This window comes from Micromonospora sp. NPDC023814 (assembly GCF_040639595.1).
In the GTDB taxonomy this organism is placed as follows: Bacteria; Actinomycetota; Actinomycetes; order Mycobacteriales; family Micromonosporaceae; genus Micromonospora.
This window is the reverse complement of record NZ_JBFAAF010000001.1, coordinates 34270-59363: the sequence shown is the minus strand read 5'-3', so window position 1 is coordinate 59363 and position 25094 is coordinate 34270. Positions and strand designations below refer to the sequence as shown.

General features: G+C 71.9%; 26 protein-coding genes. 12 read left to right on the top strand and 14 right to left on the bottom strand.

Annotated elements, in window-relative coordinates:
• Window positions 1-209 precede the first annotated feature (209 nt).
• From AB0G14_RS00280 to AB0G14_RS00270, 3 genes are all read right to left on the bottom strand, one after another.
• The gene (locus AB0G14_RS00280) at window positions 210-1625 is read right to left on the bottom strand and encodes a PhoH family protein (protein WP_357692211.1); all 1416 of its coding nucleotides are present in this window, start codon (window positions 1623-1625) and stop codon (window positions 210-212) included.
• 381 nt (window positions 1626-2006) lie between these two features.
• The gene (locus AB0G14_RS00275; protein WP_350703423.1) at window positions 2007-2342 is read right to left on the bottom strand and encodes a hypothetical protein; all 336 of its coding nucleotides are present in this window, start codon (window positions 2340-2342) and stop codon (window positions 2007-2009) included.
• 31 nt (window positions 2343-2373) lie between these two features.
• Window positions 2374-2718 (bottom strand): hypothetical protein, encoded by a 345-nt coding sequence (locus tag AB0G14_RS00270; RefSeq protein WP_357692210.1) that lies wholly within the window; start codon window positions 2716-2718, stop codon window positions 2374-2376.
• Window positions 2719-2981: 263 nt separating this feature from the next.
• Between AB0G14_RS00270 and AB0G14_RS00265 the strand changes: the two genes are divergently transcribed.
• The 3 genes from AB0G14_RS00265 to otsB all read left to right on the top strand — a co-directional run bounded on the left by AB0G14_RS00265 (window position 2982) and on the right by otsB (window position 4865).
• A complete protein-coding gene (locus AB0G14_RS00265; protein ID WP_357692209.1) occupies window positions 2982-3422 on the top strand; it encodes a helix-turn-helix transcriptional regulator in 441 nt (146 codons plus the stop codon).
• Window positions 3423-3584: 162 nt separating this feature from the next.
• Window positions 3585-3938 (top strand): hypothetical protein, encoded by a 354-nt coding sequence (locus tag AB0G14_RS00260; protein WP_357692208.1) that lies wholly within the window; start codon window positions 3585-3587, stop codon window positions 3936-3938.
• Between the two features lie 102 nt (window positions 3939-4040).
• A complete protein-coding gene (gene otsB / locus AB0G14_RS00255; protein ID WP_357692207.1) occupies window positions 4041-4865 on the top strand; it encodes a trehalose-phosphatase in 825 nt (274 codons plus the stop codon).
• Between the two features lie 25 nt (window positions 4866-4890).
• Here otsB and AB0G14_RS00250 read toward each other — a convergent pair whose 3' ends face one another.
• The 4 genes from AB0G14_RS00250 to AB0G14_RS00235 all read right to left on the bottom strand — a co-directional run bounded on the left by AB0G14_RS00250 (window position 4891) and on the right by AB0G14_RS00235 (window position 10160).
• The gene (locus tag AB0G14_RS00250; protein ID WP_350678538.1) at window positions 4891-5661 is read right to left on the bottom strand and encodes an isoprenyl transferase; all 771 of its coding nucleotides are present in this window, start codon (window positions 5659-5661) and stop codon (window positions 4891-4893) included.
• A gap of 31 nt (window positions 5662-5692) precedes the next feature.
• Window positions 5693-6835 (bottom strand): geranylgeranyl reductase family protein, encoded by a 1143-nt coding sequence (locus AB0G14_RS00245; protein WP_357692206.1) that lies wholly within the window; start codon window positions 6833-6835, stop codon window positions 5693-5695.
• A gap of 552 nt (window positions 6836-7387) precedes the next feature.
• Window positions 7388-8275, bottom strand: coding sequence for a hypothetical protein (locus AB0G14_RS00240; RefSeq protein ID WP_357692205.1), 888 nt, complete (start codon window positions 8273-8275; stop codon window positions 7388-7390).
• Window positions 8276-8318: 43 nt separating this feature from the next.
• Window positions 8319-10160, bottom strand: coding sequence for a phosphoenolpyruvate carboxykinase (GTP) (locus tag AB0G14_RS00235; protein ID WP_357692204.1), 1842 nt, complete (start codon window positions 10158-10160; stop codon window positions 8319-8321).
• 414 nt (window positions 10161-10574) lie between these two features.
• Here AB0G14_RS00235 and AB0G14_RS00230 point away from each other — a divergent pair, with 414 nt between their 5' ends.
• Both AB0G14_RS00230 and AB0G14_RS00225 read left to right on the top strand, forming a co-directional pair.
• On the top strand, window positions 10575-11108 hold the full coding sequence (locus AB0G14_RS00230; protein WP_357692470.1) for a GtrA family protein: 534 nt from the start codon (window positions 10575-10577) through the stop codon (window positions 11106-11108).
• Window positions 11109-11172: 64 nt separating this feature from the next.
• Window positions 11173-11895 (top strand): GtrA family protein, encoded by a 723-nt coding sequence (locus tag AB0G14_RS00225; protein ID WP_357692203.1) that lies wholly within the window; start codon window positions 11173-11175, stop codon window positions 11893-11895.
• A 59-nt stretch (window positions 11896-11954) separates the two neighbouring features.
• On the opposite strand, the gene AB0G14_RS00220 is transcribed toward AB0G14_RS00225, so the two are convergent.
• Window positions 11955-12527, bottom strand: a complete 573-nt coding sequence (locus AB0G14_RS00220; protein ID WP_357692202.1) for a PH domain-containing protein — start codon at window positions 12525-12527, stop codon at window positions 11955-11957.
• A gap of 179 nt (window positions 12528-12706) precedes the next feature.
• Window positions 12707-13582, bottom strand: a complete 876-nt coding sequence (locus tag AB0G14_RS00215; RefSeq protein ID WP_357692201.1) for a biotin--[acetyl-CoA-carboxylase] ligase — start codon at window positions 13580-13582, stop codon at window positions 12707-12709.
• Between the two features lie 180 nt (window positions 13583-13762).
• Between AB0G14_RS00215 and AB0G14_RS00210 the strand changes: the two genes are divergently transcribed.
• Window positions 13763-15346, top strand: coding sequence for an acyl-CoA carboxylase subunit beta (locus tag AB0G14_RS00210; protein WP_357692200.1), 1584 nt, complete (start codon window positions 13763-13765; stop codon window positions 15344-15346).
• Between the two features lie 50 nt (window positions 15347-15396).
• Here AB0G14_RS00210 and AB0G14_RS00205 read toward each other — a convergent pair whose 3' ends face one another.
• The 3 genes from AB0G14_RS00205 to AB0G14_RS00195 all read right to left on the bottom strand — a co-directional run bounded on the left by AB0G14_RS00205 (window position 15397) and on the right by AB0G14_RS00195 (window position 17789).
• Window positions 15397-16299 carry a hypothetical protein gene (locus tag AB0G14_RS00205; RefSeq protein WP_357692199.1) on the bottom strand — a complete coding sequence of 301 codons (903 nt, stop codon included), beginning with the start codon at window positions 16297-16299 and terminating at the stop codon, window positions 15397-15399.
• Window positions 16292-16792 (bottom strand): SigE family RNA polymerase sigma factor, encoded by a 501-nt coding sequence (locus tag AB0G14_RS00200; protein WP_357458352.1) that lies wholly within the window; start codon window positions 16790-16792, stop codon window positions 16292-16294. Before AB0G14_RS00200 ends, AB0G14_RS00205 begins: the two co-directional genes overlap by 8 nt.
• Before the next feature lie 253 nt (window positions 16793-17045).
• Window positions 17046-17789, bottom strand: a complete 744-nt coding sequence (locus AB0G14_RS00195) for a M50 family metallopeptidase (RefSeq protein WP_357692198.1) — start codon at window positions 17787-17789, stop codon at window positions 17046-17048.
• Between the two features lie 101 nt (window positions 17790-17890).
• Between AB0G14_RS00195 and AB0G14_RS00190 the strand changes: the two genes are divergently transcribed.
• Both AB0G14_RS00190 and AB0G14_RS00185 read left to right on the top strand, forming a co-directional pair.
• On the top strand, window positions 17891-18436 hold the full coding sequence (locus tag AB0G14_RS00190) for a Uma2 family endonuclease (protein ID WP_357692197.1): 546 nt from the start codon (window positions 17891-17893) through the stop codon (window positions 18434-18436).
• Between the two features lie 105 nt (window positions 18437-18541).
• Complete coding sequence (locus tag AB0G14_RS00185) at window positions 18542-19297, top strand: GH25 family lysozyme (RefSeq protein ID WP_357692196.1); 756 nt, start codon at window positions 18542-18544, stop codon at window positions 19295-19297.
• A gap of 125 nt (window positions 19298-19422) precedes the next feature.
• Here the strand turns inward: AB0G14_RS00185 and AB0G14_RS00180 are convergent, their stop codons facing one another.
• Both AB0G14_RS00180 and AB0G14_RS00175 read right to left on the bottom strand, forming a co-directional pair.
• Complete coding sequence (locus AB0G14_RS00180) at window positions 19423-19653, bottom strand: hypothetical protein (RefSeq protein ID WP_357692195.1); 231 nt, start codon at window positions 19651-19653, stop codon at window positions 19423-19425.
• An 89-nt stretch (window positions 19654-19742) separates the two neighbouring features.
• A complete protein-coding gene (locus tag AB0G14_RS00175) occupies window positions 19743-21650 on the bottom strand; it encodes a protein kinase (protein WP_357692194.1) in 1908 nt (635 codons plus the stop codon).
• Between the two features lie 92 nt (window positions 21651-21742).
• On the opposite strand from AB0G14_RS00175, the gene AB0G14_RS00170 reads away from it, so the two are divergent.
• From AB0G14_RS00170 to mycP, 4 genes are all read left to right on the top strand, one after another.
• Window positions 21743-21955 (top strand): acyl-CoA carboxylase epsilon subunit, encoded by a 213-nt coding sequence (locus AB0G14_RS00170; RefSeq protein ID WP_357692193.1) that lies wholly within the window; start codon window positions 21743-21745, stop codon window positions 21953-21955.
• Window positions 21956-22100: 145 nt separating this feature from the next.
• Window positions 22101-22562: a hypothetical protein gene (locus AB0G14_RS00165; RefSeq protein ID WP_357692192.1), complete on the top strand. Its 462-nt coding sequence runs from the start codon at window positions 22101-22103 to the stop codon at window positions 22560-22562.
• A complete protein-coding gene (locus AB0G14_RS00160; RefSeq protein WP_357692191.1) occupies window positions 22559-23923 on the top strand; it encodes a hypothetical protein in 1365 nt (454 codons plus the stop codon). Before AB0G14_RS00165 ends, AB0G14_RS00160 begins: the two co-directional genes overlap by 4 nt.
• Window positions 23923-25089, top strand: coding sequence for a type VII secretion-associated serine protease mycosin (gene mycP / locus AB0G14_RS00155; protein WP_357692190.1), 1167 nt, complete (start codon window positions 23923-23925; stop codon window positions 25087-25089). The genes AB0G14_RS00160 and mycP overlap by 1 nt, the downstream gene beginning before the upstream one ends.
• The last annotated feature ends 5 nt before the right edge of the window (window positions 25090-25094 follow it).

The following is a 25094-nucleotide window of genomic DNA, read 5'->3' as shown; positions in this document are numbered from 1 at the left end:
CGCGCCGCGAGCGCCCCGACCCTGTGCCGGTCGCAGCCGACGCACCGGGGGTGGAAGATGTCGGTGTGACGAACGATCACCAACGATCTTGTCGGTACGTGGGCGCTCGTTGGACACCATCGCGCACGGTGAGGCCGATGGGAAACCAAGAGGCTTAATTGTGACTTGCGTCACTCAAATTATAGGCACAAACAGCCAGATAACGGTCATCAGTGCGGGATGTCCTCCAGCAGGTCCGTCACCATCGCGGCGATCGGCGAACGCTCCGAACGGCTGAGGGTGACGTGGGCGAAGAGCGGATGGCCCTTGAGCGCCTCGATCACCGCGGTCACCCCGTCGTGCCGTCCGACGCGGAGATTGTCCCGCTGGGCCACGTCGTGGGTGAGCACCACCCGCGAGCCCTGGCCGATCCGGGAGAGCACGGTCAACAGCACCCCGCGCTCCAGCGACTGCGCCTCGTCCACGATCACGAAGGCGTCGTGCAGGCTCCGGCCCCGGATGTGGGTCAGCGGCAGCACCTCCAGCAGGCCGCGCGACGTGACCTCCTCCAGCACGTTCTCGTGCACCACCGCGCCGAGGGTGTCGAAGACCGCCTGCGCCCAGGGCGACATCTTCTCCGACTCCGAACCGGGGAGGTAGCCCAGCTCCTGCCCGCCGACGGCGTAGAGCGGGCGGAAGACCACCACCTTCTTGTGCCGCCGGCGCTCCATCACCGCCTCCAGCCCGGCACAGAGGGCCAGCGCGGACTTGCCCGTCCCGGCCCGCCCGCCCAGCGAGACGATGCCGACCGACTCGTCGAGCAGCAGGTCGAGAGCGATCCGCTGCTCGGCCGAGCGGCCGTGCAGCCCGAACGCCTCCCGGTCGCCGCGGACCAGCCGCACCGTCTTGTCGGGCAGCACCCGGCCGAGCGCCGAGCCGCGGGCGGAGTGCAGCACCAGGCCGGTGTGGCAGGGCAGCCCGGCGGCCGCGTCCAGGTCGAGCGTCTCGCCGGCGTAGAGCCGGCCGATCTGCTCCTCGGCCAGCTCCAGCTCGGACATCCCCGTCCAGGTGGGGTCGCTGGCCTGGCCGTGCCGGTACTCGTCGGCCCGCAGGCCCACCGAGGCCGCCTTCACGCGCAGCGGCATGTCCTTGCTGACCAGGGTCACCTCCCGCCCCTCGGCGGCGAGGTTCAACGCGACGGAGAGGATCCGCGCGTCGTTGGAGTCGGTGCGGAAGCCCGGCGGCAGGACGCCGTCGTCGGCGTGGTTGAGCTCCACCCGCAGCGTGCCGCCGGAGTCGTTGGCCGGCACCGGGCGGTCGAGCCGCCCGTGCCTGACCCGCAGCTCGTCCAGCATGCGCAGGGACTGCCGGGCGAACCAGCCCAGCTCCGGGTGGTGCCGCTTGCCCTCCAGCTCGGAGATGACCACGAGGGGCAGGACCACCTCGTGCTCGGCGAAGCGGTGGAAGGCCGCCGGGTCGGAGAGGAGCACCGAGGTGTCCAGGACGAACGCCTGGCCGGCTGGTCGGGGCTCCTCGGCGTCGGCCGGAGCGGCGGACGCCCCGCGGCGGCTCCGGGTGGTGCGGCGGGTCGTGGCAGTCGCGGCCGTGGTCCGGTCGGCCCCGGCGGTCGTACGGCGAGTCGTCACAGGCCTGCTCCGACGGATGGGCATCCGCCACCCGCGTTCCGCCTCCTCCGGTGCCCGGGGACACGGGGTCGGATGCGGAACCCCGTGCGCGAGGTCGCAGATCCGGGCGGACCGGCTGGCTCGGGAGAACCCCGTGCCATGCCTAGACGCTAGCGGCGTCGGACCCTCCGGGCTAGAGGGCGATCGTGGATCTCCGGGGACCGGCACGTTAACAGGCGTGGACGGCGGAACCGGCCGGGATGCATGCCCCCTGCGCGCATCCCGGCCGGTGGGACCACCGTCACCGGTCTGACGTGGTCCCGACGGTGCGTGTCCGCCGCGGACGACGCACCGTGCCCTGGGTACCGGCCGACGGGGCCTCGGGATCCCCGTCGACCGGGCTCAACCGGTCCGCCGCACGAGGGTGCCGGTCGGGTGCCGCCCGGTGACCGGGGCGGCCGGGGCCGCGAACGACGAGCCGGTGTACGTGGTGCCTGGCCGGACCACCGTGCCGGTGACGCGGGTGGTGGTGGGCGACGGGCCGGCCAGCGCTGACGCGATGGCCGCCTGGGCGTCGCGGCGGCGTCGGTTCCACGCGCCCCGGTCGCCGTCGAAGTAGCCCTGTCGGTAGCCGAACCGGTAGCCGATCCGGTAGCTGAGCTGCCCGTGCAGCCGGCCGGCGGCGTAGCTGGTGGCGCCGAGGACGAGGACGAGGAAGACCGCGAGGAAAGGGCTCATCCGGCGGCTCCGGTGCGCCGCGGGTGCCCGGTCATCGCTCCTCCGGCTCGACCGGGGTGGGACCGACGACCAGGAGCTGGTCCAGGTCGTCCGTGCTGACCTCCTCGACCAACTCGACGGTGATCCGGCAGCCGTCCAGGACGACCTCGGCCACCGAGGACCGGCGGATCTCGCCGCCGGCGTCGTACACCCGGACGCTGAGCTCCGGGCAGCCGAGATGGGTACGCCAGGTGTCCCACTCGGTGCGGTCACCGACGCTGAGCGAGAGGTAGCGGCAGCCCCGGGCGACGTAGAGGCGCCAGGGCGCGCTCAGGCCGGCGGCCACTCCCTCCGCGATCAGGCCGAAGGCCTGGGCTCGGGTGGCGAGTTCGGTCACCACACCCCCCTCGCGCCGGGGGCGTGACGCATGTGAGCACTGATCGTCTCATGCACGTGACACACCGTAGGTTGTCTCATGGGCGTGACAGTATCAGCTTTTCGTCTGTTTACTCCGCCTCTACGGGCACCTACTCTGCCCAGGTGACACCCCTCAGGAGCGGCGCCGGATCGTTTACCGGCAGGCCGGCATTCGCGTCTCGTCCGCGTGACACCAGCGTGCCGGGGCGGGCACGGCTGGCCGGCGGGTCGTACCGTCACGACGTGACCGAGACGGCCAACGCACGGAAGATCGCCTTCGCCACCTTCGTCCGTCGGGCGCTCGACGAGGCCCGGGCCACCCGGGCCTGGAGCGGCACCGAGGTCTCCCGTCGCACCGGGGTCTCCCGGCAGACCATCAACCGCTGGGTCCGGGGCGACTGGGCCAGCGACCCGGAGGCCGAGCGCGTGGTGGCGTTCTGCGAGGGCCTGGGGCTCAACCCGGCGACCGCCTTCGCCGCGCTGGGCTGGGACCGCACGGCGACGCCCCGCAGCACCCCCACCCCGCCGCCGATGGACCCCGACGTCGAGGCACTGCTGCGCCGCCTCGTCGATCCCGACGTCTCAGACGCGGAGAAGTTCCACATCCGGGAGACCATCCGTTACCTCGCATATCGCCCGACCCTGCCGGCCGATGTCCGAAAACGAGGTAAACAGGCCGGCTAGTTCCTCAGATGGCGAAAGAACGGCAGGTCAGACCCATTCGTTTCGCTCCGGGGCCGGAACGGGCACGCTAGCGTCCCTATTCGTACTGCTTGGGCTCGTCGTCGGTGGGGGGACGGGACAAGGCCGAACCCAGCCCTGCGGGACAGAAGGAGGGGTCTGTCCATGACCCTGAAGTGGATGGCAGTCGTCATCGCCACCGTGTCGATGACACTGGGCATGACCGGAAACGTGGTGACGCTGGCGGTCAACGGCGGGCAGCTTCCCCTGCTCGTCAACCTCCTCGTGCTCGCCACCGCCGGCACCGCGGTCGTCCTGGCCGTGGTCGCCGAGCTGCACGACCGGCTGAACGACCGGATCAGCGCGCTCACCGACTTCCTGGTGAGCCGGCTCAAGGAGATCGAGGAACGCAGCGGCGACCGGAACACCGGGTTCGTGGAGGGCTACCTGCTCAGCCACGGCCAGGAGGCGGCCGTCGTGCCGTTCGGGCGACGGGGACGGGGAGCCGCCGAACGCTGACCCGCCAGGCCCGCCTCCCGTGCCGACCGCGCCTCCGGACGCCGGCCGGACCACATCGTTCGACCGGGATTGAGCCGACCCGGCCGGGGTACGCTGACGCGCGTGCCGCCGTTGAACCTGGGCAACCAGCAGCCGAAGACCCCGTTGGACGCCGACCTTGCCTGGCGGACGACCGCCGGGCGGGCTGACGCGACGGTGCTCTTCTTCGACTTCGACGGCACCCTGGCGCCGGTCGACGACGACCCCACCGCGGTACGGCCCGCGCCGAACGTGATCGCCGCGATCGAGGCACTCGCCCCCGTCGTACGGCGGGTCGCGATCGTCTCCGCGCGACCGGTCGAGTTCCTCCGCGACCACCTCGGCGGGCTGGCCGGGATCGACCTGTACGGCCTCTACGGCCTGGAGCACAGCCACTCGGGCGGCGAGACCGTGACCGAGCCGGCGGCCCTGCCGTGGGTGCCCACCATGGCCGAGCTGGCCGAGCTGGCCCGGGCCGAGCTGCCCGAGGGCGCGCTGGTGGAGTACAAGCGGCTCTCCGTGGCGCTGCACTGGCGTACGGTGCCGCAGCTCGGCGACACCGTGGAGCGGTGGGGCCGGGCCCAGGCCGAACGGCTGGGGCTCAGGGTCCAGGCCGGTCGGATGGTGCTGGAGCTCAAGCCGCCGGTCGACCGGGACAAGGGCATGGTGATCGACGAGGTGGTCCGGGACGCCCAGGGCGCCTGGTACTTCGGCGACGACGTCTCCGACATCAAGGCGTTCGCCGCGCTGCGGGCCCGGGCCGCCGCCGATCCGAGCTTCTTCGGCGTCTGCGTCGCCGTCGCCAACCCCGAGACCGGCCACGAGGTCGCGGAGGCCGCCGACCTGACCCTCGACTCCCCCGCCGCCCTCGGCGACTTCCTCACCGCCGCCGCCCACCGCCTCACCTGACGCCGGGGCGGCCGGGGCCGGGAGGTCAGGCCCCGTAGCGGCGCTGCCGGTTGGCGTAGGAGCGCAGGGCGCGGAGGAAGTCGATGTGGCGGAAATCCGGCCAGTTGAGTTCACAGAAGTAGAACTCCGAGTGCGCGGACTGCCAGAGCATGAAGCCGGACAGCCGCTGCTCGCCGCTGGTGCGGATGACCAGGTCCGGGTCAGGCTGACCCCGCGTGTAGAGGTGCTCGGCGATGTGCTCGACGTCCAGCACCTCGGCCAGCTCCTCGATGGTGCCGCCGGAGGCGGCGTGCTCCAGCAGCAGCGAGCGCACCGCGTCGGTGATCTCCCGCCGGCCGCCGTAGCCGACCGCGATGTTGACCTCGGCCCCGCCGCTGCGCTCGCGGGTGCGCTCCTCGGCCGCCTTCAGCGCCGCGGCGGTCGACGCCGGGAGCAGGTCGAGCGCGCCGACCATGCGCAGCCGCCAGGGGTTGCCCTCCTCGGCCAGCTCGACCACGAGGTCCTCGATGATCTGCAGCAGCGGGTCCAGCTCGCTGGCCGGCCGGCGCAGGTTGTCGGTGGCCAGGAGGTAGAGCGTGACGTGCGCGATGCCGGCCTGGTCACACCAGCCCAGCACGTGTTTGATCTTCGCGGCGCCGACCCGGTGCCCGTCGTTCGGATCGACGTAGCCCATCTCCCGGGCCCACCTGCGGTTGCCGTCGCACATCACGCCGACGTGCCGGGGCACCGGCTTGCCCGCGAGCTTGGCCGTGAGGCGACGCTCGTACACCGAATAGATCAGGTCCCGCAGAGTCATCACCTTGCAGCGTAGCGACCTGTCCCGCCGATCACCCCCTCGGATGGCGTTCCCACGCCGACAGACCGATGCCGATCATGCCCAGCGTGCGGGCGTCGAGCCGCCCGTCGCCCAGCCCCAACTCGACCACCGTCCGGTAGACCCGGTCGTCCCGGCGGGCCGCCCGCACCGCCGCGTCGACGACCCGCCGGTGCCGGGCCAGCCACGCCGCGAACGAGCTGTGCCGCAGGTGAACGCCGAGCCGGCGGCGCAGCGCCGCCGCGTACCGCCGGGCGGCCTGCTCGGGCGAGCCGACGGCCGCCGCGCCGGCGAGCGCGCCGGAGAGCAGGGCGTAGAAGATCCCCTCGCCCGTGAACGGATTGATCAGCGAGAGCGCGTCGCCGGCGAGCAGCACCCGGCCGCGCCCGGGCGACGGGCGGTGCGTCGACAGCGGCAGGTGGTGCGCCCGCAGGTCGGTCACCGTGGCCAGGTCCGTGCCGGGCAGCAGCGCGCCGAGCCGGTCGACCAGGTGCGCCCGGCTCAGCGGCTCCCCCCGCAGCACCTCCCCGTACCCGACGTTCGCCCGGCCGTCGCCGATCGGGAACGACCAGGCGTACGCCGGCCAGCGCGGCGCCGAGGTGACGATGAGCTGTTCGGGCGGGCCGGGCAGCGCCGGGGCGTACCCCCGGATGGCGAGCGCCAGGTGGCGGTCGGGGTTCACCCGGTGCCCGAGCGCCCGCCGGACCACCGACCCGGCGCCGTCCGCGCCGACCACCACCCGCGCGGACAGTTCCCCGTCGAGCACCACCCGGTCGGCGCGGACCTCCACCCGCCGCACCGCCTGCCGGCGCAACCGCGCGCCGGCCGCGACCGCCGCCGCCACCAGCCGGGCGTCGAAGACCCTCCGGGGCACCGTGTACGCCGGCCGGGGCAGCGCCCGGGCCACCGTGCCGCCACCCGGCCCGACCAGGCGCAACGCCGGCAGCGGCGCGTGCCCGGCCACCGCGTCGGGCACACCCAGCTCGGCGAGCACGTCCAGCGCGTGCGCCGCGATGCCGTCCCCGCACGCCTTGTCCCGGGGAAAGTCGGACCGGTCCAGCAGCAGGACGCTCGCCCCCGCCCGCCGGGCCGCGAGCGCGGCGGCCGACCCGGCCGGACCGGCCCCGACCACCACCACGTCGAACTCATCGCTCACCGCGTCGCCTCCCTCCGGCCGGCGGCACCGGCCCGGCCCGGCCGCCCCGGCCGGCCCGGCCGGCCCGGCAACCCGTCCTGCCCGGCGATCCACCGGCCCGGCAACCCGTCCTGCCCGGCGATCCACCGGTCCGGCGATTCGTCGTGCCCGGCGAACCGTCAGCGCCCGGCGAACCGTCGGGTCCGGTCACCGCCCCGCTGGTCCGTCTGCCTCCCGGCTTCCCGGGTTCCCGGCCTCCTGACCTTCCGGCTCTCCGGCCATCCTGCCGTCGCGCACGCGCAGCGCGCCGAAGCCGCACCGGCATGTCCGTCAGCGCGTCGTCGACCCGGCACCGACCAACGGCTCGGGCCCTGTCGAGCTGCCCGCACAGACGGGGCACGATCCGGGCGTGCGGCCTCGTCATTCCGGCGGTCCCATGGACGGGGCAGCTCGACAGCGCGCGACAGGGGTCCCGCGACAGCCGTGATCCGCGCCGGAGTCGTCGCTCCGTCAGGCCGGTGCGGCGCGCTCGGCTGCCCCGGCACGGCTCGGGTTCACCCGGCGCGCTCGGGTTCACCCGGCGCGCTCGGCGCGCTCGGTTCGCTCGGCGCGCTCGGTTCGCTCGGCGCGGGTCGCGCGCCACAGGCCGTAGAGCGTCAGGGCGGCGGCGGCCAGCAGCGGGCCGCCGTCGCGGACCAGCCCGTCCAGCCCGAGCAGCCACCAGCACAACGGCAGGTCGACGGCGAGCACGACGACGGTCACCGCCACCAGCAGGATGCGCGCCCAGCCCTTGCCGCGCATCAGGAAGGCGGTGCAGAACAGTACCGCGTAGCTGGTCACGATGCCGGCGACGAACCAGAACAGCACTGCCGGCACGGCGGTCAGCCGGTCGTCCAGCACGGCGCCGCCGGCGATCAGGGCCGGAACCAGCATCAGCGGGCTGTAGGTGAACGCGGCAACCCGGCTGGTGAGCAGCCAGCCGCTGACCTCGGGCCGGCGGGGTGGGCTCTCCCGCCAGGAGATGCCACTACGGTCGATGACCAGCCGGGGCCGGTGGCGGACCAGGTGCCCGGACACCGCGGGCGAGCGGTAGAGCAGCCAGACCACGGCCGCGCAGAGGGCGGTGAGCAGGGCGAACCCGAGCAGCCCGGGCAGCGGCGGCACCCCCTGCCGGGGCACGATCAGCCGCCCGACGGCGAACACCGTGGTCACCGCGAGGATCAGCCCGAACGGCCGGGCCACCGTCCGGCCGCGACGGACGTGCCCGATCAGCAACAGGAAGCCGAGCGAGCGGAGCATGGCCCAGCCGGTGCGTACGGCCAGCCCGAAGCCCTGCTCCGGGGCGTACCACCAGTTGAGCAGCTCGACCACGACGGTGGCCGCCGCGGTCAGTGCGAGCAGCGTGGTCAGCGCCCGGACGGCGGACGGCCGCCGGACCTCGGTCTCGGCGGCCGTCCTCATGGGAACCGATGATGCCCGGTACGGGCGTCGATCACACCTGTCGTCAGCGCTGCGGCTCCGCGTCGAGCCGGGCGCGCAGCGCGTCCAGCTCGGCCCAGAGCACGCCCGGCAGCTTGTCGCCGAACTTCTCGAACCACTCGGTGACCAGCGGGAGCTCGTTGCGCCACTCCTCCGGGTCGACCTTCAGCGCGATCCGGACGTCCTCCGGGGTCATGTCCAGGCCCTCGATGTCGAGCGCGTCCTGGGCCGGGACCATGCCGATCGGGGTCTCCACCGCCTCGGCGCGCCCCTCGATCCGCTCGACGACCCACTTGAGGACGCGGGAGTTCTCGCCGAAACCGGGCCAGAGGAAGTTGCCCTCCGGGTCCTTGCGGAACCAGTTGACGTAGTAGATCTTCGGCAGCTTGGACTCGTCGCCGTCGGCGCCCTTGCCCATCTCGATCCAGTGCCGGAAGTAGTCGCCGGCGTGGTAGCCGATGAACGGCAGCATCGCCATCGGGTCGCGCCGGACGACGCCGACCGCGCCGGAGGCGGCGGCGGTGGTCTCCGAGGAGAGCGTCGCGCCCATGTAGACACCGTGCACCCAGTCGCGGGCCTCGGTCACCAGCGGGATGGTGTCCCGGCGACGGCCACCGAAGAGAATCGCGTCGATCGGCACGCCGTTCGGGTCGTAGTAGTCCTCGGCCAGGATCGGGCACTGGGTGATCGGGGTGCAGAACCGGCTGTTCGCGTGCGAGGAGAGGTTGTCGCTCTCCGGCGTCCAGTCGTTGCCCTTCCAGTCGATCAGGTGCGCCGGCGGCTCACCCATGCCCTCCCACCAGATGTCCCCGTCGTCGGTCAGGGCCACGTTGGTGAAGATGGAGTTGCCGCGGTCCAGCGTCCGCATCGCGTTGGCGTTGGTCTTCCAGTCCGTGCCGGGCGCGACGCCGAAGAGGCCGTACTCGGGGTTGACGGCGTAGAGGCGGCCGTCGGGGCCGAAGCGCATCCAGGCGATGTCGTCGCCGATGGTCTCGACCTTCCACCCCGGGACGGTCGGCTCCAGCATGGCGAGGTTGGTCTTGCCGCAGGCGGACGGGAACGCGCCGGCAATGTGGTAGACCTTGCCCTCCGGCGAGGTGATCTTGAGGATCAGCATGTGCTCGGCGAGCCAGCCCTCGTCGCGCCCCATCACGCTGGCGATCCGCAGCGAGTAGCACTTCTTGCCCAGCAGCGAGTTGCCGCCGTACCCGGAGCCGAAGGACCAGATCTCCCGGGTCTCCGGGAAGTGCGAGATGTACTTCGTCTCGTTGCACGGCCACGGCACGTCCTGCTGGCCGGGGGCGAGCGGGGCGCCGATCGAGTGCAGCGCGTGGACGAAGTCCACGTCGTCGCCCATGGCCTCGAGGACCTTGGCGCCCATCCGGGTCATGATGCGCATGGAGGCGACCACGTACGGGCTGTCGGTGATCTCGACGCCGAACATGGGGCTCTCGGCCTCGACCGGGCCCATGCAGAACGGGATGACGTACATGGTGCGCCCGCGCATGCAACCGCGGTAGAGCTCCGTCATCGTCTGCTTCATCTCGGCCGGCGCCATCCAGTTGTTGGTGGGGCCGGCGTCCGCCTCGTCGACGGAGCAGATGAAGGTGCGCTCCTCGACCCGGGCGACGTCCGTCGGATCCGTCCGCGCGTAGAACGAGTTGGGCTTCTTCTCCGGGTTGAGGCGGATCAGGGTGCCCGCCTCGACGAGCTCATCGGTGAGGCGCCGCCACTCCTCGTCGGACCCGTCCACCCAGACGACACGGTCGGGGGTGGTCAGTTCAGCGACCTCACGGACCCAGGCGAGCAGTTTGGGGTGGGACGTCGGGGCCTGATCGATACCCCGAACGGTAGCCGGAGCAACCATGACACATCTCCTTGGTGGTCGACGCTGACCGGTCTATGGGATGCACGAGTCTTGACGGCGCTGTGCGCCCTTACGGCGCGGTGCGTCGCCCTTCGTGGAAACCTGGGATTGGCCTCAGCGTAAACCGGGTGGCGTCGCCAGTCAGTGGGACTGGTTGTGAAGAACTGCACAAGGTACGGTCACGCTGCGGCATCACGAGCTAATACCCGCTTTCGCGCGCAGTTTCACGCAAATCCTCTGGGAAACCCCCGGCGACCGACCCGCCGCGTCCCGTCGACGGACTCGCGAACCGCCCCGCTCGACCACCCCGACTCGTTACGCTCTGTCCACAGGCGCACACCCGCGCGGGCCGCTCGTCGTTGCTACCCGTGTGGGATGCAACCAGCCGGTAGGCTCGGCGTCGTGGCCGCGACGATGACCGGGGAGCCAGGCTCCCGGCAGACCCGCCCGGGTCTGGCCCACGCACTGGTCGAGCGTTTCGGCCACCTCGTCCGCGAGATGAGCAAGTTCGCCACCGTGGGCGGAATCGCCTTTCTGATCGACTTCGCGCTCTTCAACTACCTGACGAGCGTGCGGGGCGTCGAGCAGGTGACCGCGAAGACCGTCTCGACGGTGATCGCGGCGACCGTCGCGTTCATCGGCAACCGGTTCTGGACGTGGCGGCACCGCAAGCGCTCCAACCCGGCCCGCGAGTACGCGCTGTTCTTCTTCTTCAACGGTGTCGGCCTGGGGATCGCGGTGGCCTGCCTGGCCATCAGCCGCTACGGCCTGGGCAGCATCTGGCCGGAGGTCTTCCAGACCCCGTTGGCCGACAACATCGCCAGCTTCATCGTCGGCACCGGGCTCGGGACGCTGTTCCGATTCTGGTCCTACCGACGGTTCGTCTTCGTGGAAGCGGGAACCCCAGCCGTTCCGGAAGTGAAGCACGACCGAGACCACCGGGCGTGACCTGCCGCCCACCTCGTCCCGGCCGGAGCCTCCCGGCCCCGCCCACTGCCCTAAGGTGTTCCGCATGCGTCTTGTCCGTCTGCTGCCCGAGCGCTGGCAGAAGTTCATCCACGAGGCGCTCAAATTCGGCATCGTCGGCGGCGTCAACACCGTCATCAATTACGCGGTGTTCAATGCCCTGGCACTCACCGTTTTTGTCGACGGCCAGTTGAAGGCGACGGTCATCGCCACCATCGTGGCGACCATCACGTCGTATCTGATGAATCGTCACTGGACGTACCGCGACCGCCCGAAGTCGGCGATGCGGCGCGAATACGCCCTGTTCTTCCTCTTCAACGGAGCCGGCCTGCTCATCGAGCTGGGCGTCCTCGCCGCCGCCAAGTACGGCCTGGGCATGACCAGCCTGCTGGCCCTGAACGTGGCGAAGACCGGCGGCGTGCTGCTCGCGACGCTGTTCCGGTTCTGGTCCTACCGGACGTTCGTCTTCCAACCGGCACCGGCCCACGCCGCGGAGACGTGGCACAGCATCCCGCGCGACGAGTGGGACACGATGGCCGAGATGGACCCGGTGGCGGAGCTGGCCGAATCCATCTCCGAGCTGGAGGAGGCGCAGCCACCACCGGGCGCCGAACGGCGCGGCCCCGTGCCGGCGACCGGCCAGAGCGCCCCGCTCCAGGGCCGCCCCGTGCCGCTCGACGCCGGCATCGGCAGCTCCCTCGACCGGGAGCTGGAAGCCGAGCTGGCCGCCGAACTCCAGGCCAGCACCCGCCGCACCCCGCGCCGCTGACCCGCCACACCCCGCGCCGCCGCGCCGTTACCGTGCGGCGGGCGGGCGTGGGGCCGGGCTCAGGCGGTGGGGTCGCGCAGCGGCTTCCCCTCGTTCATGTCCGCCAGGATGTCGCGCATCTCAGCGTCGCCGAGGGAGTGCTTGTCGTGGTGGGCCTCGACCAGCTCGTAGAGCTTGGTCTGGACCTGGCCGACCCCAGGCACGTCGTGCAGGACGGACTGCCCGCGCTCGCCGGCGGACTCGATGGTCAGGGTGCCGCAACCGAGCAGACGCTCGACGAACCGCTGGTTCATCGCGTGGTCGTTGACCCGGGTGAGCGGGATGTCCCGCCGGTCGCGGGAGAGCACGCCGTGCTGGAGCAGCACCCGCTCGTTCGTGAAGAGATAGTGGGTGGTCCGCCAGACCAGGAACGGCCAGAGCGCCAGCCAGAACACCGCCGCCAGGGCCAGCACCCCGATCACGGCGAGCGCGATCGAGCCGCCCCCGCCGGACGGCAGCAGGACCATGCCGGCCACCACCGCCGCGACGGCGAGCACGAGCACCGCGACCGGCCGGATCAGCGCCTTCCAGTGCGGGTGCAGGTGCAGCACGACATGCTCGTCCTCGGTGAGCACGTCATCGGGGAACGCCACGGGAACCTCCTCGCAGAAACGGACGCGCTGACCGTAACCGCTCTCCCTCCCGCCGCGACATCAGCCGCGCGGCGATCCCGCCCCCGCGATCTTGCAGTTTCGGCTCCCGTCTCGCGGCTTTCGCCCCGTTCGCCAGGGCAAGAAGTGCAAGGTCGCGGGGAAGGGGGCGGGGGCGGGGGTCAGCGGAGGTGGAGGACGTCGCCGGCGGCCAGGGCGCGCACGCCCGTGGGGGTGGTGACCAGCAGTCGGCCGTCGGCGTCCACGCCGGTCGCGGTGCCGGTGACCTCGTCGCCGCCGGGCAGCAGCACGCGTACCTGGCGGCCGATCGTCGCGCAGGCGGCCAGGTAGGCGTCGCGCAGTCCGCTGGCGACCGCGTCCCCGCCGGTCGAACGCCAGCGGCCGTACCAGTCGGCGACCGAGCGGAGCAGTGCTCGCAGCAGCGGATCGCGGTCGGTGGCCGCCGCGCCGGCCAGTTGCAGCGAGGTCCGCGGCAGGCCGGTCGGGTTCTCCGGCAGCTCGTCGGCGCGGAGCGTGACGTTCAGGCCGATGCCGAGCACGATCGCGGGCGGCTGCGCCGGCGAGTCCCCCGGCACCGCCTCGGCGAGGATCCCGGCGCACTTCGCGTCGCCGATCAGCAGGTCGTTGGGCCACTTCAGGCCGGCGTCCAGCTCGGCCAGCCGGGCCACCGCCTCGACCAGGGCCACACCGGCGAGCAGCGGCAGCCAGCCGTACGCCGCCTGGGGCACCGGTAGCCAGCCACGGTCGGTGACGGCCTCCCCCGGCCGGAGCAGCACGCTGGTGGCGATGCCCGCCCGCGCCGGTGACTGCCACGCCCGGCCGCGCCGCCCGCGCCCGGCGGTCTGCCGCTCCGCGACCACCACCAGCCCCTCCGGCTCGCCGGCCCGGGCCGCCTCGGCGACGTCCGCGTTGGTCGAGCCGGTCTCGACGCGCAGCTCCAGCCGCGCCCACGGCCCGTGCGGGGCGACCAGCGCCCGCCGCAACCGGGCCGCCGACAGCGGCGGACGGTCCAGATCGGTGTACGGCGAGCCCGGCATCCCGTCAGCCTACGGCCCGCCCGACGCCCACCCGCCGGCCGCCGGGCGGGCGGCCGTGGGCGCCGGGGGCGAGCGTCCGTGGGCGTCGGGCGAGCGTCCGTGGGCGTCGTCGCCGAGCGGTCGCCGGGCTGAGGCGAACTGCACAGGGGCGACGGCCTGAACCATCGTTATATTCCCAGGGTGACTACCGAGACCGGGATCAACATTCACAGCACCGCGGGCAAGCTGGCTGACCTGGAGCGACGGGTCGACGAGGCGGTGCACGCCGGGTCGGCGCGCGCGGTCGAGAAGCAGCACGCGAGGGGCAAGAAGACCGCCCGCGAGCGGATCGAGATGCTGCTCGACGAGGGCTCCTTCGTCGAGTTGGACGAGCTGGCCCGGCACCGGTCCACCAACTTCGGGCTGGACAGGACCCGCCCGTACGGCGACGGCGTGATCACCGGCTACGGCACCATCGACGGCCGCCAGGTCTGCGTGTTCGCCCAGGACTTCACGGTCTTCGGCGGCTCCCTCGGCGAGGTCTTCGGCGAGAAGATCGTCAAGGTGATGGACCTGGCCATGAAGATCGGCTGCCCGGTCGTCGGCATCAACGACTCCGGCGGCGCCCGCATCCAGGAGGGCGTGGCCTCGCTCGGGCTCTACGGCGAGATCTTCTTCCGCAACGTCCGGGCCAGCGGCGTCATCCCGCAGATTTCCCTGATCATGGGCCCGTGCGCGGGGGGTGCCGTCTACTCCCCGGCGGTCACCGACTTCACCGTGATGGTCGACCAGACCTCGCACATGTTCATCACCGGCCCCGACGTCATCAAGACCGTCACCGGCGAGGACGTGGCGATGGAGGAGCTGGGCGGCGCCCGTACGCACAACTCCCGCAGCGGCAACGCGCACTACCTCGCCAGCGACGAGGAGGACGCGATCGAGTACGTGAAGGCGCTGCTGTCGTACCTGCCGTCGAACAACCTGGACGAGCCGGTGGTCTACGAGGCCCCCGCGGACCTCTCCGTGAGCGATGAGGACCGGGAGCTGGACACGCTGATCCCCGACTCGGCGAACCAGCCGTACGACATGCACCGGGTCATCGAGCACGTCCTGGACGACGGCGAGTTCCTGGAGGTCCAGCCGCTCTACGCGCAGAACCTGATCATCGGCTACGGCCGGGTCGAGGGGCGCCCGGTCGGCGTGGTCGCCAACCAGCCGATGCACTTCGCCGGCACCCTGGACATCGCCGCGTCGGAGAAGGCCGCCCGGTTCGTGCGCACCTGCGACGCGTTCAACATCCCGGTACTGACCTTCGTGGACGTTCCCGGCTTCCTGCCCGGCACCGGCCAGGAGTGGGACGGCATCATCCGCCGCGGCGCGAAGCTCATCTACGCGTACGCCGAGGCCACCGTCCCGAAGGTCACCGTCATCACCCGCAAGGCCTACGGCGGGGCGTACGACGTGATGGGCTCCAAGCACCTCGGCGCGGACCTGAACTTCGCCTGGCCGACCGCGCAGATCGCGGTGATGGGCGCGCAGGGCGCGGTGAACATCCTCTACCGGCAGGAGCTGGCCACCGCCGAGGACCCGGCCGCCGTACGGGCCGAGAAGATCACCGAGTACGAGGACACCCTCGCCAACCCGTACATCGCGGCCGAGCGCGGCTACGTCGACAGCGTCATCCCGCCGCACGAGACCCGCACGCAGATCGTCCGCGCCCTGCGGGTGCTGCGTACCAAGCGCGAGACCCTGCCCCCGAAGAAGCACGGCAACATCCCGTTGTAAGGACATTTCCGGAGGTTCCCGCGTCCTCGTGGAGGCGGGAACCTCCGTCTTCAGCAGCCGGGGTTCGCCGCCGCGCACATCCGGCGCGCCGCGGTCCTGCCCAACGCTTCCAGCTCGGCGTGACTCAGGCCACGGCCGGGACGGACGCCGTCGACCGTGTCCGCGACGGCACCCGGGCCGGTCGCGACCACGGTGACCAGGTCACCGACCCGCACCACCATGGTGACCTCGACCGACGGCGCCGCGGCCACCACCTTCCCGCCGAACTGGCCGCGGGGGGCCAGTGACACGTGACGCACCATCACGGACTCGTCCCCGGCGAAGCCGCTGACCGGCGTGTCCCACCGGTGGGTGTCGACGGTCGTCACCGAGCGGCCTTCCACGAACGCGGACCCGGCGAGCCGCCATTCCGCACAGGCGTTGAGCAGCAGCCCGACAAGGCCGAAGACCAGCCGTCCCTGATCCGGGTCGACCCGGTACACGTCCTGGGTGAGCATCGGGTGCTGTGTCGTGGCGTCCGTCGGCGCCCAGAGCAGGGTCTGGGACCTCGAATAGCGGGACGTGGGCAACCCCGTCGGCACACCCCGGGCGCGGCCGCAGGACTCCAGCACCCGGTCGACCCGTACCGGCTCGACCATGCCGGTCTCGCCGAGCTGCACACCCGTCTTCAGGGGCACGTCCCGGGGAGTGAGCAGGGCCTCCTGCGGGATCTCGGCCGGCGCGGCATTCGCCGGTGACACCGGGATGGCGGCGACCAGGGGTGGCGGCGACACCGGCCGCCCGGCCGCCGCGTACGCGGAACCGGACATCACGGCGAGCACCGCGACCGCCGCCGTCAGCGCCGCACGCCGGCTGCGCCGGCGGGCCCGGGCACGGATCTCGGCGGGCTCCGGCCAGCGGACGTCCCGCAGGTCCCGGTGCAGCCGGTCGACGAACCTCGTCTCGTCACGCATCGGCGGCCTCCTTCAGATCAGAGACGGCGAGCAGCCCGGCCAGCGCGGCGCGCCCCCGGGAGAGTCGGGCCTTGACCGTGCCCACGGGGGCGTCGGTCTGCCGGGCCACCTCGGCCACCGGCATGCCGACCAGGTAGTACAGGGCGATCGCGGTGCGCTGCTCCTCGGGCAGCCGGCGCAGCGCGGCGACCACGTCGACGGTGTCGGGATCCGGGCCGGGAACGGTATCGGTGGCGCCGTGCCGCAGGTAGGCGCGGGCGCGGCTGCGCAGGCTGCGCCAGCGGCTGACCGCGATCCGACTGGCCACCACCCGCACCCACGCCTCCGGCTCCTCGTACGCGCTCACGGTCGACCAGCGCTGCCAGGCGCGCACGTACGCCTCCTGCACGGCGTCCTGCGCCTCGGCGAGGTCACCGGTGAGCACGTAGACGAAGCCCAGCAACCGTTGCCGGCTGCCCCGGTAGAACTCGTCGAAGCCGTCGACGTCCGGCACCCTGCTACCTCCCCCGTGACGGTCGCAGGGGACACGCGCCGGCCGGGGCCGTCGGTTGCCCGCTCAACCGATCATTTTCGCCAGCTCCGCCGACCGGAACCCGCCGGCCGGACCCCGCTCCCGCAGCGCGCGGCGGACCGCGAGCTCGGGCCCATTCTGCCCGCTCGCGCTTCCGCGCCCTCCCCGGCGACGGCGGACGGCCTGGTCAGGCGTGGTGTCTCCCCGTACTTTCCCCGTGCCGGGTCGGTGCCGCTCAGAGCGTGATGCCGGCCTCGGCGAGGATCGGGCCGGCGAGCAGCAGCGCGCCCGCGGCGAGGGCGACCAGGTTGACCAGGGCAAACACGGTGACCCAGAAGAACGCGGGCAGCGGGGTGATCCCGGCGAGCTGGTCGGCGTCGGAGGCGGGCATCCGTCCCCGGGAGCGCAGCCGTTGCAGCTCCACCACGGGTCGCACGCCGCCGAGCAGCAGGAACCACACCCCGGTGTACGCGAACGCCGCCTGCACCTGCGGCGTGGCGTACCAGGAGACGGCGAGCACCACCCCGCCGGTGACCAGCAGCGAGAGCACGCCGAAGACGTTGCGGATCATGACCAGCATGGCCAGTAACAGCGCCACGGCGACCCAGAGCAGCAGGGTGATCCGGTTGCCGCCGAGCAGCCACGCGCCGGCCAGCCCGACCAGCGGCGGGGCGACGTAACCGGCCAGCAGGGTGAGGATCATCCCCGGGCCGGCGGGCCGGCCGGCGGAGAGGGTGAGCCCCGAGGTGTCCGAGTGCAGCCGGATGCCGTGCAGCCGGCGGCCGGTGAGCAGCGCGACCAGCGCGTGCCCGCCCTCGTGGGCGATGGTGACGGCGTTTCGGGCGATCCGCCAGGGCAGCCGGGTGGACACGACCACCAACGCGACGGCGGCGGTCAGCAACACCAGCAGGGGCGGTGGGTCCGGCTGCGCCGCGAACAGCTTGTCCCAGAGACCGCCGAGCCCCTCGATCGACACCATGGGGCGCCAGCCTACCGGCCCCGACCTGTGTCGCTGCGCCCTCGTGGGTCCGTATCGTGTGAAGCTGACCTGGTGGCGATCGGAGCGGGAGGTGGACGCCGGTGAGCGCGGCACCCCTGGAACCCCACGTCGGCCTGTGGACAGAGGCCGAGTACCTCGCCATGGGCGAGACTTCGAACCGGATCGAACTGCTCGACGGAAGCCTGATCGTGAGCCCTGCCCCGAGCAAGCGACACCAGCGGGTGTCGAGACTGCTGGCCAACAGCCTCGACGACGCGGCCGGAGCCCTCGCGGTCTTCGAGGCGGTGAACGTCCGGCTCGGGGTCGACCGGATCGTCATCCCGGACGTTGTCGTCGCCGACACCGACGACGAGGGCACCGTGGTCGAGGCGGGCGAGGTCGTCCTCGTTTGCGAGATCGTCTCTCCGGGGAACGCGGCGGCCGACCGGCTGGTCAAGATGCAGCTCTACGCCATCGCCCGGATTCCCTGGTATCTGCTGGTCGAGCAGGACGGCCAGACCCACTCGTTGCGGCTGTTCCGGCTGGACGGTGCGCACTACGTCGAGGACCAGGTCGCCAAGGCGGGCGAGCGCCTCACCCTGAACCAGCCGTTCCGCTGGGGTGTCGACCCGGCTTCGCTCCGCTGAGCCCAACGTCAGTCGTCAATGTAAATTTGTTTAGCGCCCCTTGTGATCGAGGACGCTTATCTCCAAAGATGGTCGTCAATTCCATCGGCGTCCTTGGAGGCATCCATGACCCGTACCAGACCATCGCTGCGCAGAATGCTCGCCACCGGCCTCACCGTGCTCGCCACCGTGGCGGCGGGGCTCGTCGCCACCAGCACCCCGGCGGCCGCGGCCACCACGCCCGGCATCGACGTCTCGCGCTACCAGGGCAGCATCAACTGGACGAGCGTGCGCAACGCCGGGATCCAGTTCGCCTTCATCAAGGCCACCGAGGGCACGAGCTACAAGGACCCGAACTTCAACAGCAACTACACCAACTCGTACTACGCGGGGGTGATCCGGGGGGCGTACCACTTCGCCCGGCCGAACATCTCCTCCGGGGCGATCCAGGCGAACTACCTGGCCTCCAACGGCGGCGCCTGGTCGGCCGACAGCCGCACCCTCCCCGCCGCGCTGGACCTGGAGGCCAACCCGTACAGCGGAGGGTACTGCTACGGCCTGAGCACGTCCGGGATGCGCAGCTGGGTCCAGGACTTCCTCAACACCTACCGCTCGCGCACCGGCCGCTACGCGGTCATCTACACGACCACCAGCTGGTGGAACACGTGCACCGGCAGTTGGACCGGCCCGTGGGCGAACCACCCGCTCTGGATCGCCCGCTGGTCCACCTCCCCCGGCACCCTGCCGGCCGGGGCGCCGTTCTGGAGCTTCTGGCAGTACACCGACAGCGGCAGCGTCGCCGGAATCAGCGGCCCCGTCGACCGCAACTACTGGAACGGTGACCGTACCCGGCTGATCGCGCTGGCCAACAACACCGCCTGAGCCTGACTCGCCTGGGGAGGCATTTGGCGGCAGCGGGATCGGCTGTCACCGTACGGTCGACAACTGGTCCGGCTGCCGCCACGCCACTGGCGCCGGTGTCAGGCCCGCCGTCGGGCCTGCGGGCGTCAGACCCTCCTTCGGGCCGCCACCGGAACGGTCACCGCGTTGTCACGGGCGAGCCCGTCACGCCGCGTGATCCGCCAGGCCACCACTGCGGCGAGGGTGACGGTGACGACGCTGAGCAGCGCGAACAGTGCCGGCAGGCCGGCGCCGACGAGCAGCAGGACGACGTCGCCGAGGGCCACGAGCATCCACAGTGCCACCCGAGGCCGGGCGTCCTTCCGTCGGTAACCCATGTCGTGCCTCCCTTCCGTCGTGCGGGTCAGATACCCCGTACGACGGAAGGTCATGCGAATCAACCTCGCGGCGGCGCGAATCCCGCGGATCAGTCCTTGCGGTCGGGCACGAACCCGGCCGCGATCCGGTCGAAGTTGGGCAGGTTGGCCTGCCAGTCCGCCGCGGCGACCTCCCACCGGAGGGCGTAACCGCGATTCTTGGCCGTCACGAAGCCCCGGTTGCGGACGTGGATCCGCGTGCCGTCGCGGGTCTCCAACCACTCCCAGTCCGCGCAGGTCTTCCAGTAGTCACAGCGCTCGATGCTCAGGTACTTGTAGTTGTCGACGATGCCCTTGCGGGCCGGCTCGATCCGCCTCCATTCAGCGGCCGCGTCCGACTTCGGCGTGCTCGTCCACTGGACGAGCAGTTCGCCGACACCGCCGGGCTCGTCGAAGATGACAGTGTCCGCTCCGACGCTCCGGCGCACCCAGTTCGCCGGCAGCGGCAACTCGAACCCGGCCGGGTCCTTGTGCAGCTTCCAGCCGGCCGGCAGTTCCGCCGCCGAGGGGGTGACGGACGGCGTCGGGCTGGGGGCGACGCTGGTCGGTGGCGGCGCGGCGGGCCCCGACGTCTGCGGCGCCTGCGAGGCGGCAGTGGTCGGGTCGGCCTGCGGGGTGTCGTCGCCGTCGCCGCTGCTCAGCATCGGTACGACCAGCACCAGACCGACCAGCAGCAGCGCCACCAGCACCCCGATCAGCACGTTGCGCCGGGTGTTGTTGGGCTTCGTACCGTCGGGCGGCACCACCGTGGCGCGGCCGGACGGCGGGCTCACCGGCGCGGGCATCACCGACGTGGGGTTCACCGGCCTGTGCGGCGCGGGGCTCACCGGCACGGCCGGCGAGGCACCGGTCGCCGGCTTCGGTGCCTCGACCTTCGCCGTCGGCGCGGTGTCGGACGTAGACGACCCGACCTTGGCGGTCGGCGCGACATCCGAGGCGGCGGACGCAGTCTCGGCCGCCACGGTGACCCCGGCGGAGGCGACCGCCTCCTGCGGCGCGCGGGGCGCCGGCGGGCTGACCGGCCTGGCCGCCGGGTCCTCGGCCGGTCGCGGCGCCGGCACCAGCGGCGGGCGCGGCTCGCGCGGGCCGTTCGGCCCCGGCCGGCGTACGCCGTCGAGCAGCGGGATGGTGCGCGTGCGCTTGCCGCCGGCACGGCGCAGCAGCTTCTCCGCTACCTCGGCGGTGATCCGCTCGTTCGGGTCCTTGCGCAGCAGGCCGTTGAGCACCGGCTTGAGCGGGCCGGCGTTCTTCGGCGGCGGCGGTGCCTCGGTGGCGAGCGCCGCCAGGGTGGCGATCGCCGACGGGCGGGCGTACGGCGACTTGCCCTCGACCGCGGCGTAGAGGGTGGCGCCCAGCGACCAGAGGTCGGCCTCCGGCCCGGCGGTGCCGTCGCGGGCCCGCTCCGGCGCGATGTACGCGGGCGAACCGAGCACCATGCCCGTTCGGGTCACGTTCGGGTCGCCGGGGATCGTGGCGAGACCGAAATCGGTCAGCACCACCCGGCCGTCGTTGCCGAGCAGCACGTTGCCCGGCTTGACGTCGCGGTGCATCACGCCGGCCTTGTGCGCCGCGTTCAGCGCGCCCAGCACGCCGAGCCCGATCTCGACCGCGCGCGCCGGCGGCACCGGGCCGTCCTCGGCGAGCGTGTCCTGCAACGACCTCGACGCCACGTACTCCATGACGATCCACGGGTCGCCGTCGGTGCGCAGCACGTCGAAGATGCGGACCACGTTGATGTGGTTGAGCCGGGCGATGGCCCGGGCCTCGCGCAGCGACCGCTCCCGCATCTCGCGGCGCTCGTCGTCCGTGAGGCTGGGCGGCGGGACCAGCTCCTTGATCGCCACGTCCCGGTGCAGCACCTCGTCGCGCGCCTTCCACACCCGACCCATGCCGCCCTGACCGAGCGGCGAGAGGAGCCGGTATCGGTCAGCGACGAGTTGGGGCAGCGCGTTAGACATCGCCCAGACGGTACCCGGCGGGCACGACGCTCACACCGCCGGCACGCCACTGTGCGGTTCAGGTCAAGCTTGCCGCCGCGTACGCTGACGCCATGTCTGCCGAAGAGCCGCTGTTCCGGGTCGTCCGCGGGGTCCCCACCGCCGAGGAACTGGCCGCGCTGGTGGGCGCGATCGTCGTCCGGTCCCGTCCGGCCGCCGCACCCTCGCCGGCCGCCGCGTCCGCCTGGGCGCGCAGCGGGCGCCCGGCCACCGCGACGCCCGTCGCCGGTCCCGGCGCGTGGCGCGCCTCCGGCCTGCCCCGCTGACCTTTTCCCGGTACGGATCACCCCAGCTCGGTGCCCCTGCCCGCCGGCCGGACGGCTCGGGTGTGCGGGGTTGGGGCTGCCGACATCGCCGGAGACCCATTAACCTCACTCAGGGAAACGGCGCAGTGACGGGTAGGGAGGGCCGATGATCCCCGAGGAGGACCATCCAGCGTCCTGGCTCCGCGGTTACGGCGGCATCGAGGCCGACATCCGCCGGTTGCGCGAGTTCGCCGACAAGCTCCAGGCCGAGGTGGAACGCAACTACGCCCCCCACCTGTCGTACATCGCCGAGGACATGAAGGCGCCGGTGCCCAACCCGGCCGACGCCTTCATCGAGCTGGTCAACTTCCTGCGCGCCCACCACGAGACCCAGCAGGCCACCGCCGACATGGTCTGGGGCGTCCGCGACGCCACCGGCCACCTGGCCGGGGCCGCCGGCGTCGTCGCCGCGCGCTACACCGACTCCGATGCCTTCTCCTCCGCGCGGGTGGCCGACGTCGAGCGGGCGCTCGCCAACCCGGCGACCGCCGCGTCACGCGGCCCGTCACCCGTGTTGCACGATCCCACCGGGCCGGAGACGGGGCCGGGGCGGGTGGTGCTGCCGTGATCGAGCGGGGCAGCGGCCGCACGTCCGGCCTGACCGACTGGCGGCTGATGGACGTGGCCAGCATGTGGGCCTGCCTCCAGGACCACGACACCACCAACCACTGGAAGCAGGTCGCCGGCTGGCGCAAGGTCTGTGACCTCGCCCGGACCCACCTGAGCCGGCTCCAGGAATACCGGCGCGGGCTGGCGGAGGCCTGGCCCCCGGAGACCAACGAGGCAGCCCGGGCGTACGTCCGCGAGCTCGACGAGCTGATCGACAAGGTGCAGCGCACCCACGACGCGGCCAGCGCCAACTACACCGCGCTCTCCGCCGCGACACAAGCCATCGGGACCACCCGCACCGAACTCAAGAAGATCTACGACGAGTACGCCGTCAAGCTCCAGGAGAAGCGGACGTACGAGGCGACGCTCGCGGACCCGAAGGCGGCCATGGGCAGTCGGGTCCCCGACCGCCCGGTGACGGACGCCGACCTGGAACGGCTCAACGTCCAGGCGCGGGGCATCATGTACGGCCTCAGCGGCGAACTCCAACACGCCCAAGTAATGCTCCAAAAGCCGCCCCCGGCAGTACGTCCGCCACGGCCTGGCATCGATCCTGGGACTTCAGAAATATATGGAGGTGGGATCGCGCCAGTTATTCCTCCGATCATGCCGGTCCCAGTCCCGACATCAACTGGTGCGCCATCGGTCAACCGACCCTCGGGTCCCGTCCGGCCGGTCCAAACCCCCACCGCACCGAACACCGGCCCCGTGCTGGGCGGCGCTGGCCCTGGATTGGCACCGTCACCAGCCAATCCAGGGCCGCCGATCGCTACGCCGCCCGCACCGCCCAATCCGCACCAGAGTGCGGGAGGGCTACCGCCGCTATCGACAGGATCGGGCCGACCCGTCGCTACCGGGCCACTACACGGCCCGTTGGGCAGGCCCGTCGCCGGAGGCACCGGCAACCAAGCCCACCCGACACCCCCCTCCCTGGGTCGGTCAATGCCTCCTGGCGGGCTGATCGGAGGAACGCCGGGGATGGGGCTTGGCCAGCCGAATGCGGGCAACAACCAGCCACGGCGGGTGAATCCGATCGGCGGTGTAATCGGCGGCGGCGGTGCGGGCACCGCGCCGACGGGCGGCGCCGGATCCCGCCCGGGTGGCGGTCGTGGCATCGGAGCGACGCACGGAATGTCACCAATCGGCGGCGCCCCATTCGGCAGCACGTCGGGGCGACCCGGACGGCGGGAGACCGAGGAAACGCGCCGCTGGGACCCGGACCACCCGTGGGAGACAGACGAGGGAGTGCCTCCAGTCGTCCGCCCGCCCAACGAGGAGGGACCAATCGACCCGGGGCCAGCTATCGGCTTCAACAGGTAATGCTCCGCGCAATTCTCGGCACGCTCGCCATAAGTGCGTCTTTGTTGACGGCGCCTGCCGCACAAGTTGCCACCTCAGAGCATGCAGCGCAGCCACGCGGTGTCGGCCGGATTCGAAGTGACCAGTGGCATCTGCGCTACCTGAAGGTAGACCAAGCGCATCGAATTTCCCGCGGGGATGGCGTTACTGTCGCGGTGCCAGACACTGGTGTGGAACCCCATCCCGACCTCCGCAACAACTTGCTCTCGGGAACAGACGCCATCCCTGGAGGAAGCGGCGATGGCTGGCAGGACCGCAACGGGCATGGAACCGGGATGGCCGGACTGATCGCCGCGCACGGTCAGTCTCGGCAGTTGGGCGCCCTGGGCATCGCCCCTAACGCCAAAATTCTCCCGATCATGTCGTCCTCGGCTAGCAACCTCGGGGACGCGGATGACCTAGCACTGGGAATAGAGTTCGCCATTTCTAGCGGTGCCGATGTAATCAGCATCTCTAGCGGAGGCGGCGCCAGTCCTCGCCTCACACAGGCGGTCCGAACGGCGCTTGCATCAGACGTTGTCATAGTTGCGGGTTCCGGCAACATCCCGTTCGACAGAACAGTCGCATACCCAGCCCGAGAGCCAGGCGTCCTCGCCGTTGGCGGGATAGATCAAGCCGGTCGGCATGCATCAATATCGGCCACAGGTCCCGAAATTGACGTGGTTGCTCCAGCCGTTGATATCTACAGCACGAGTATCGACGGCAAGTATCGCAAGGGCACCGGCACGTCGAACTCGACGGCAATCGTCGCCGGAGCTGCTGCACTGATTCGGTCGAAGTACCCATACCTCCCGGCCTCCGAGGTAGTGCATCGACTCACGGCCACCGCCGTCGACAAGGGACCGCCCGGACGGGACGACGAGTACGGCTACGGGGTCATCGACCTCGTTGCGGCGCTGACGGCAGACGTACCCCCGTTGGGCTTCGGATCGGCGACGGCGAGCGGCCCGGCGCCCACCGCCTCGACCACGACGGCGGTCGCGGAGCCCGCCGACGACGGAGACGGCGGAGCGACCGCCCGTGGCCTGGTCACCCTCGGTGTGATCGTGGCTGCCGGTGGCGCGTGGGTCCTGGTTGCGCGTCGCCGGCGCCACGGCGACGACCCACCTCCCCGGATCAGCCGGTAACGTCG

Coding starts and splice junctions, on each gene's coding strand:
- AB0G14_RS00275 (WP_350703423.1), bottom strand. CDS start 2,342: ATGAGCCCTTTCCTCGCGGTCTTCCTCGTCCTCGTCCTCGGCGCCACC.
- AB0G14_RS00260 (WP_357692208.1), top strand. CDS start 3,585: ATGACCCTGAAGTGGATGGCAGTCGTCATCGCCACCGTGTCGATGACA.
- AB0G14_RS00250 (WP_350678538.1), bottom strand. CDS start 5,661: ATGACTCTGCGGGACCTGATCTATTCGGTGTACGAGCGTCGCCTCACG.
- AB0G14_RS00240 (WP_357692205.1), bottom strand. CDS start 8,275: ATGAGGACGGCCGCCGAGACCGAGGTCCGGCGGCCGTCCGCCGTCCGG.
- AB0G14_RS00235 (WP_357692204.1), bottom strand. CDS start 10,160: ATGGTTGCTCCGGCTACCGTTCGGGGTATCGATCAGGCCCCGACGTCC.
- AB0G14_RS00230 (WP_357692470.1), top strand. CDS start 10,575: ATGACCGGGGAGCCAGGCTCCCGGCAGACCCGCCCGGGTCTGGCCCAC.
- AB0G14_RS00225 (WP_357692203.1), top strand. CDS start 11,173: ATGCGTCTTGTCCGTCTGCTGCCCGAGCGCTGGCAGAAGTTCATCCAC.
- AB0G14_RS00215 (WP_357692201.1), bottom strand. CDS start 13,582: ATGCCGGGCTCGCCGTACACCGATCTGGACCGTCCGCCGCTGTCGGCG.
- AB0G14_RS00205 (WP_357692199.1), bottom strand. CDS start 16,299: ATGCGTGACGAGACGAGGTTCGTCGACCGGCTGCACCGGGACCTGCGG.
- AB0G14_RS00195 (WP_357692198.1), bottom strand. CDS start 17,789: ATGGTGTCGATCGAGGGGCTCGGCGGTCTCTGGGACAAGCTGTTCGCG.
- AB0G14_RS00185 (WP_357692196.1), top strand. CDS start 18,542: ATGACCCGTACCAGACCATCGCTGCGCAGAATGCTCGCCACCGGCCTC.
- AB0G14_RS00180 (WP_357692195.1), bottom strand. CDS start 19,653: ATGGGTTACCGACGGAAGGACGCCCGGCCTCGGGTGGCACTGTGGATG.
- AB0G14_RS00175 (WP_357692194.1), bottom strand. CDS start 21,650: ATGTCTAACGCGCTGCCCCAACTCGTCGCTGACCGATACCGGCTCCTC.
- AB0G14_RS00170 (WP_357692193.1), top strand. CDS start 21,743: ATGTCTGCCGAAGAGCCGCTGTTCCGGGTCGTCCGCGGGGTCCCCACC.
- AB0G14_RS00165 (WP_357692192.1), top strand. CDS start 22,101: ATGATCCCCGAGGAGGACCATCCAGCGTCCTGGCTCCGCGGTTACGGC.
- mycP (WP_357692190.1), top strand. CDS start 23,923: ATGCTCCGCGCAATTCTCGGCACGCTCGCCATAAGTGCGTCTTTGTTG.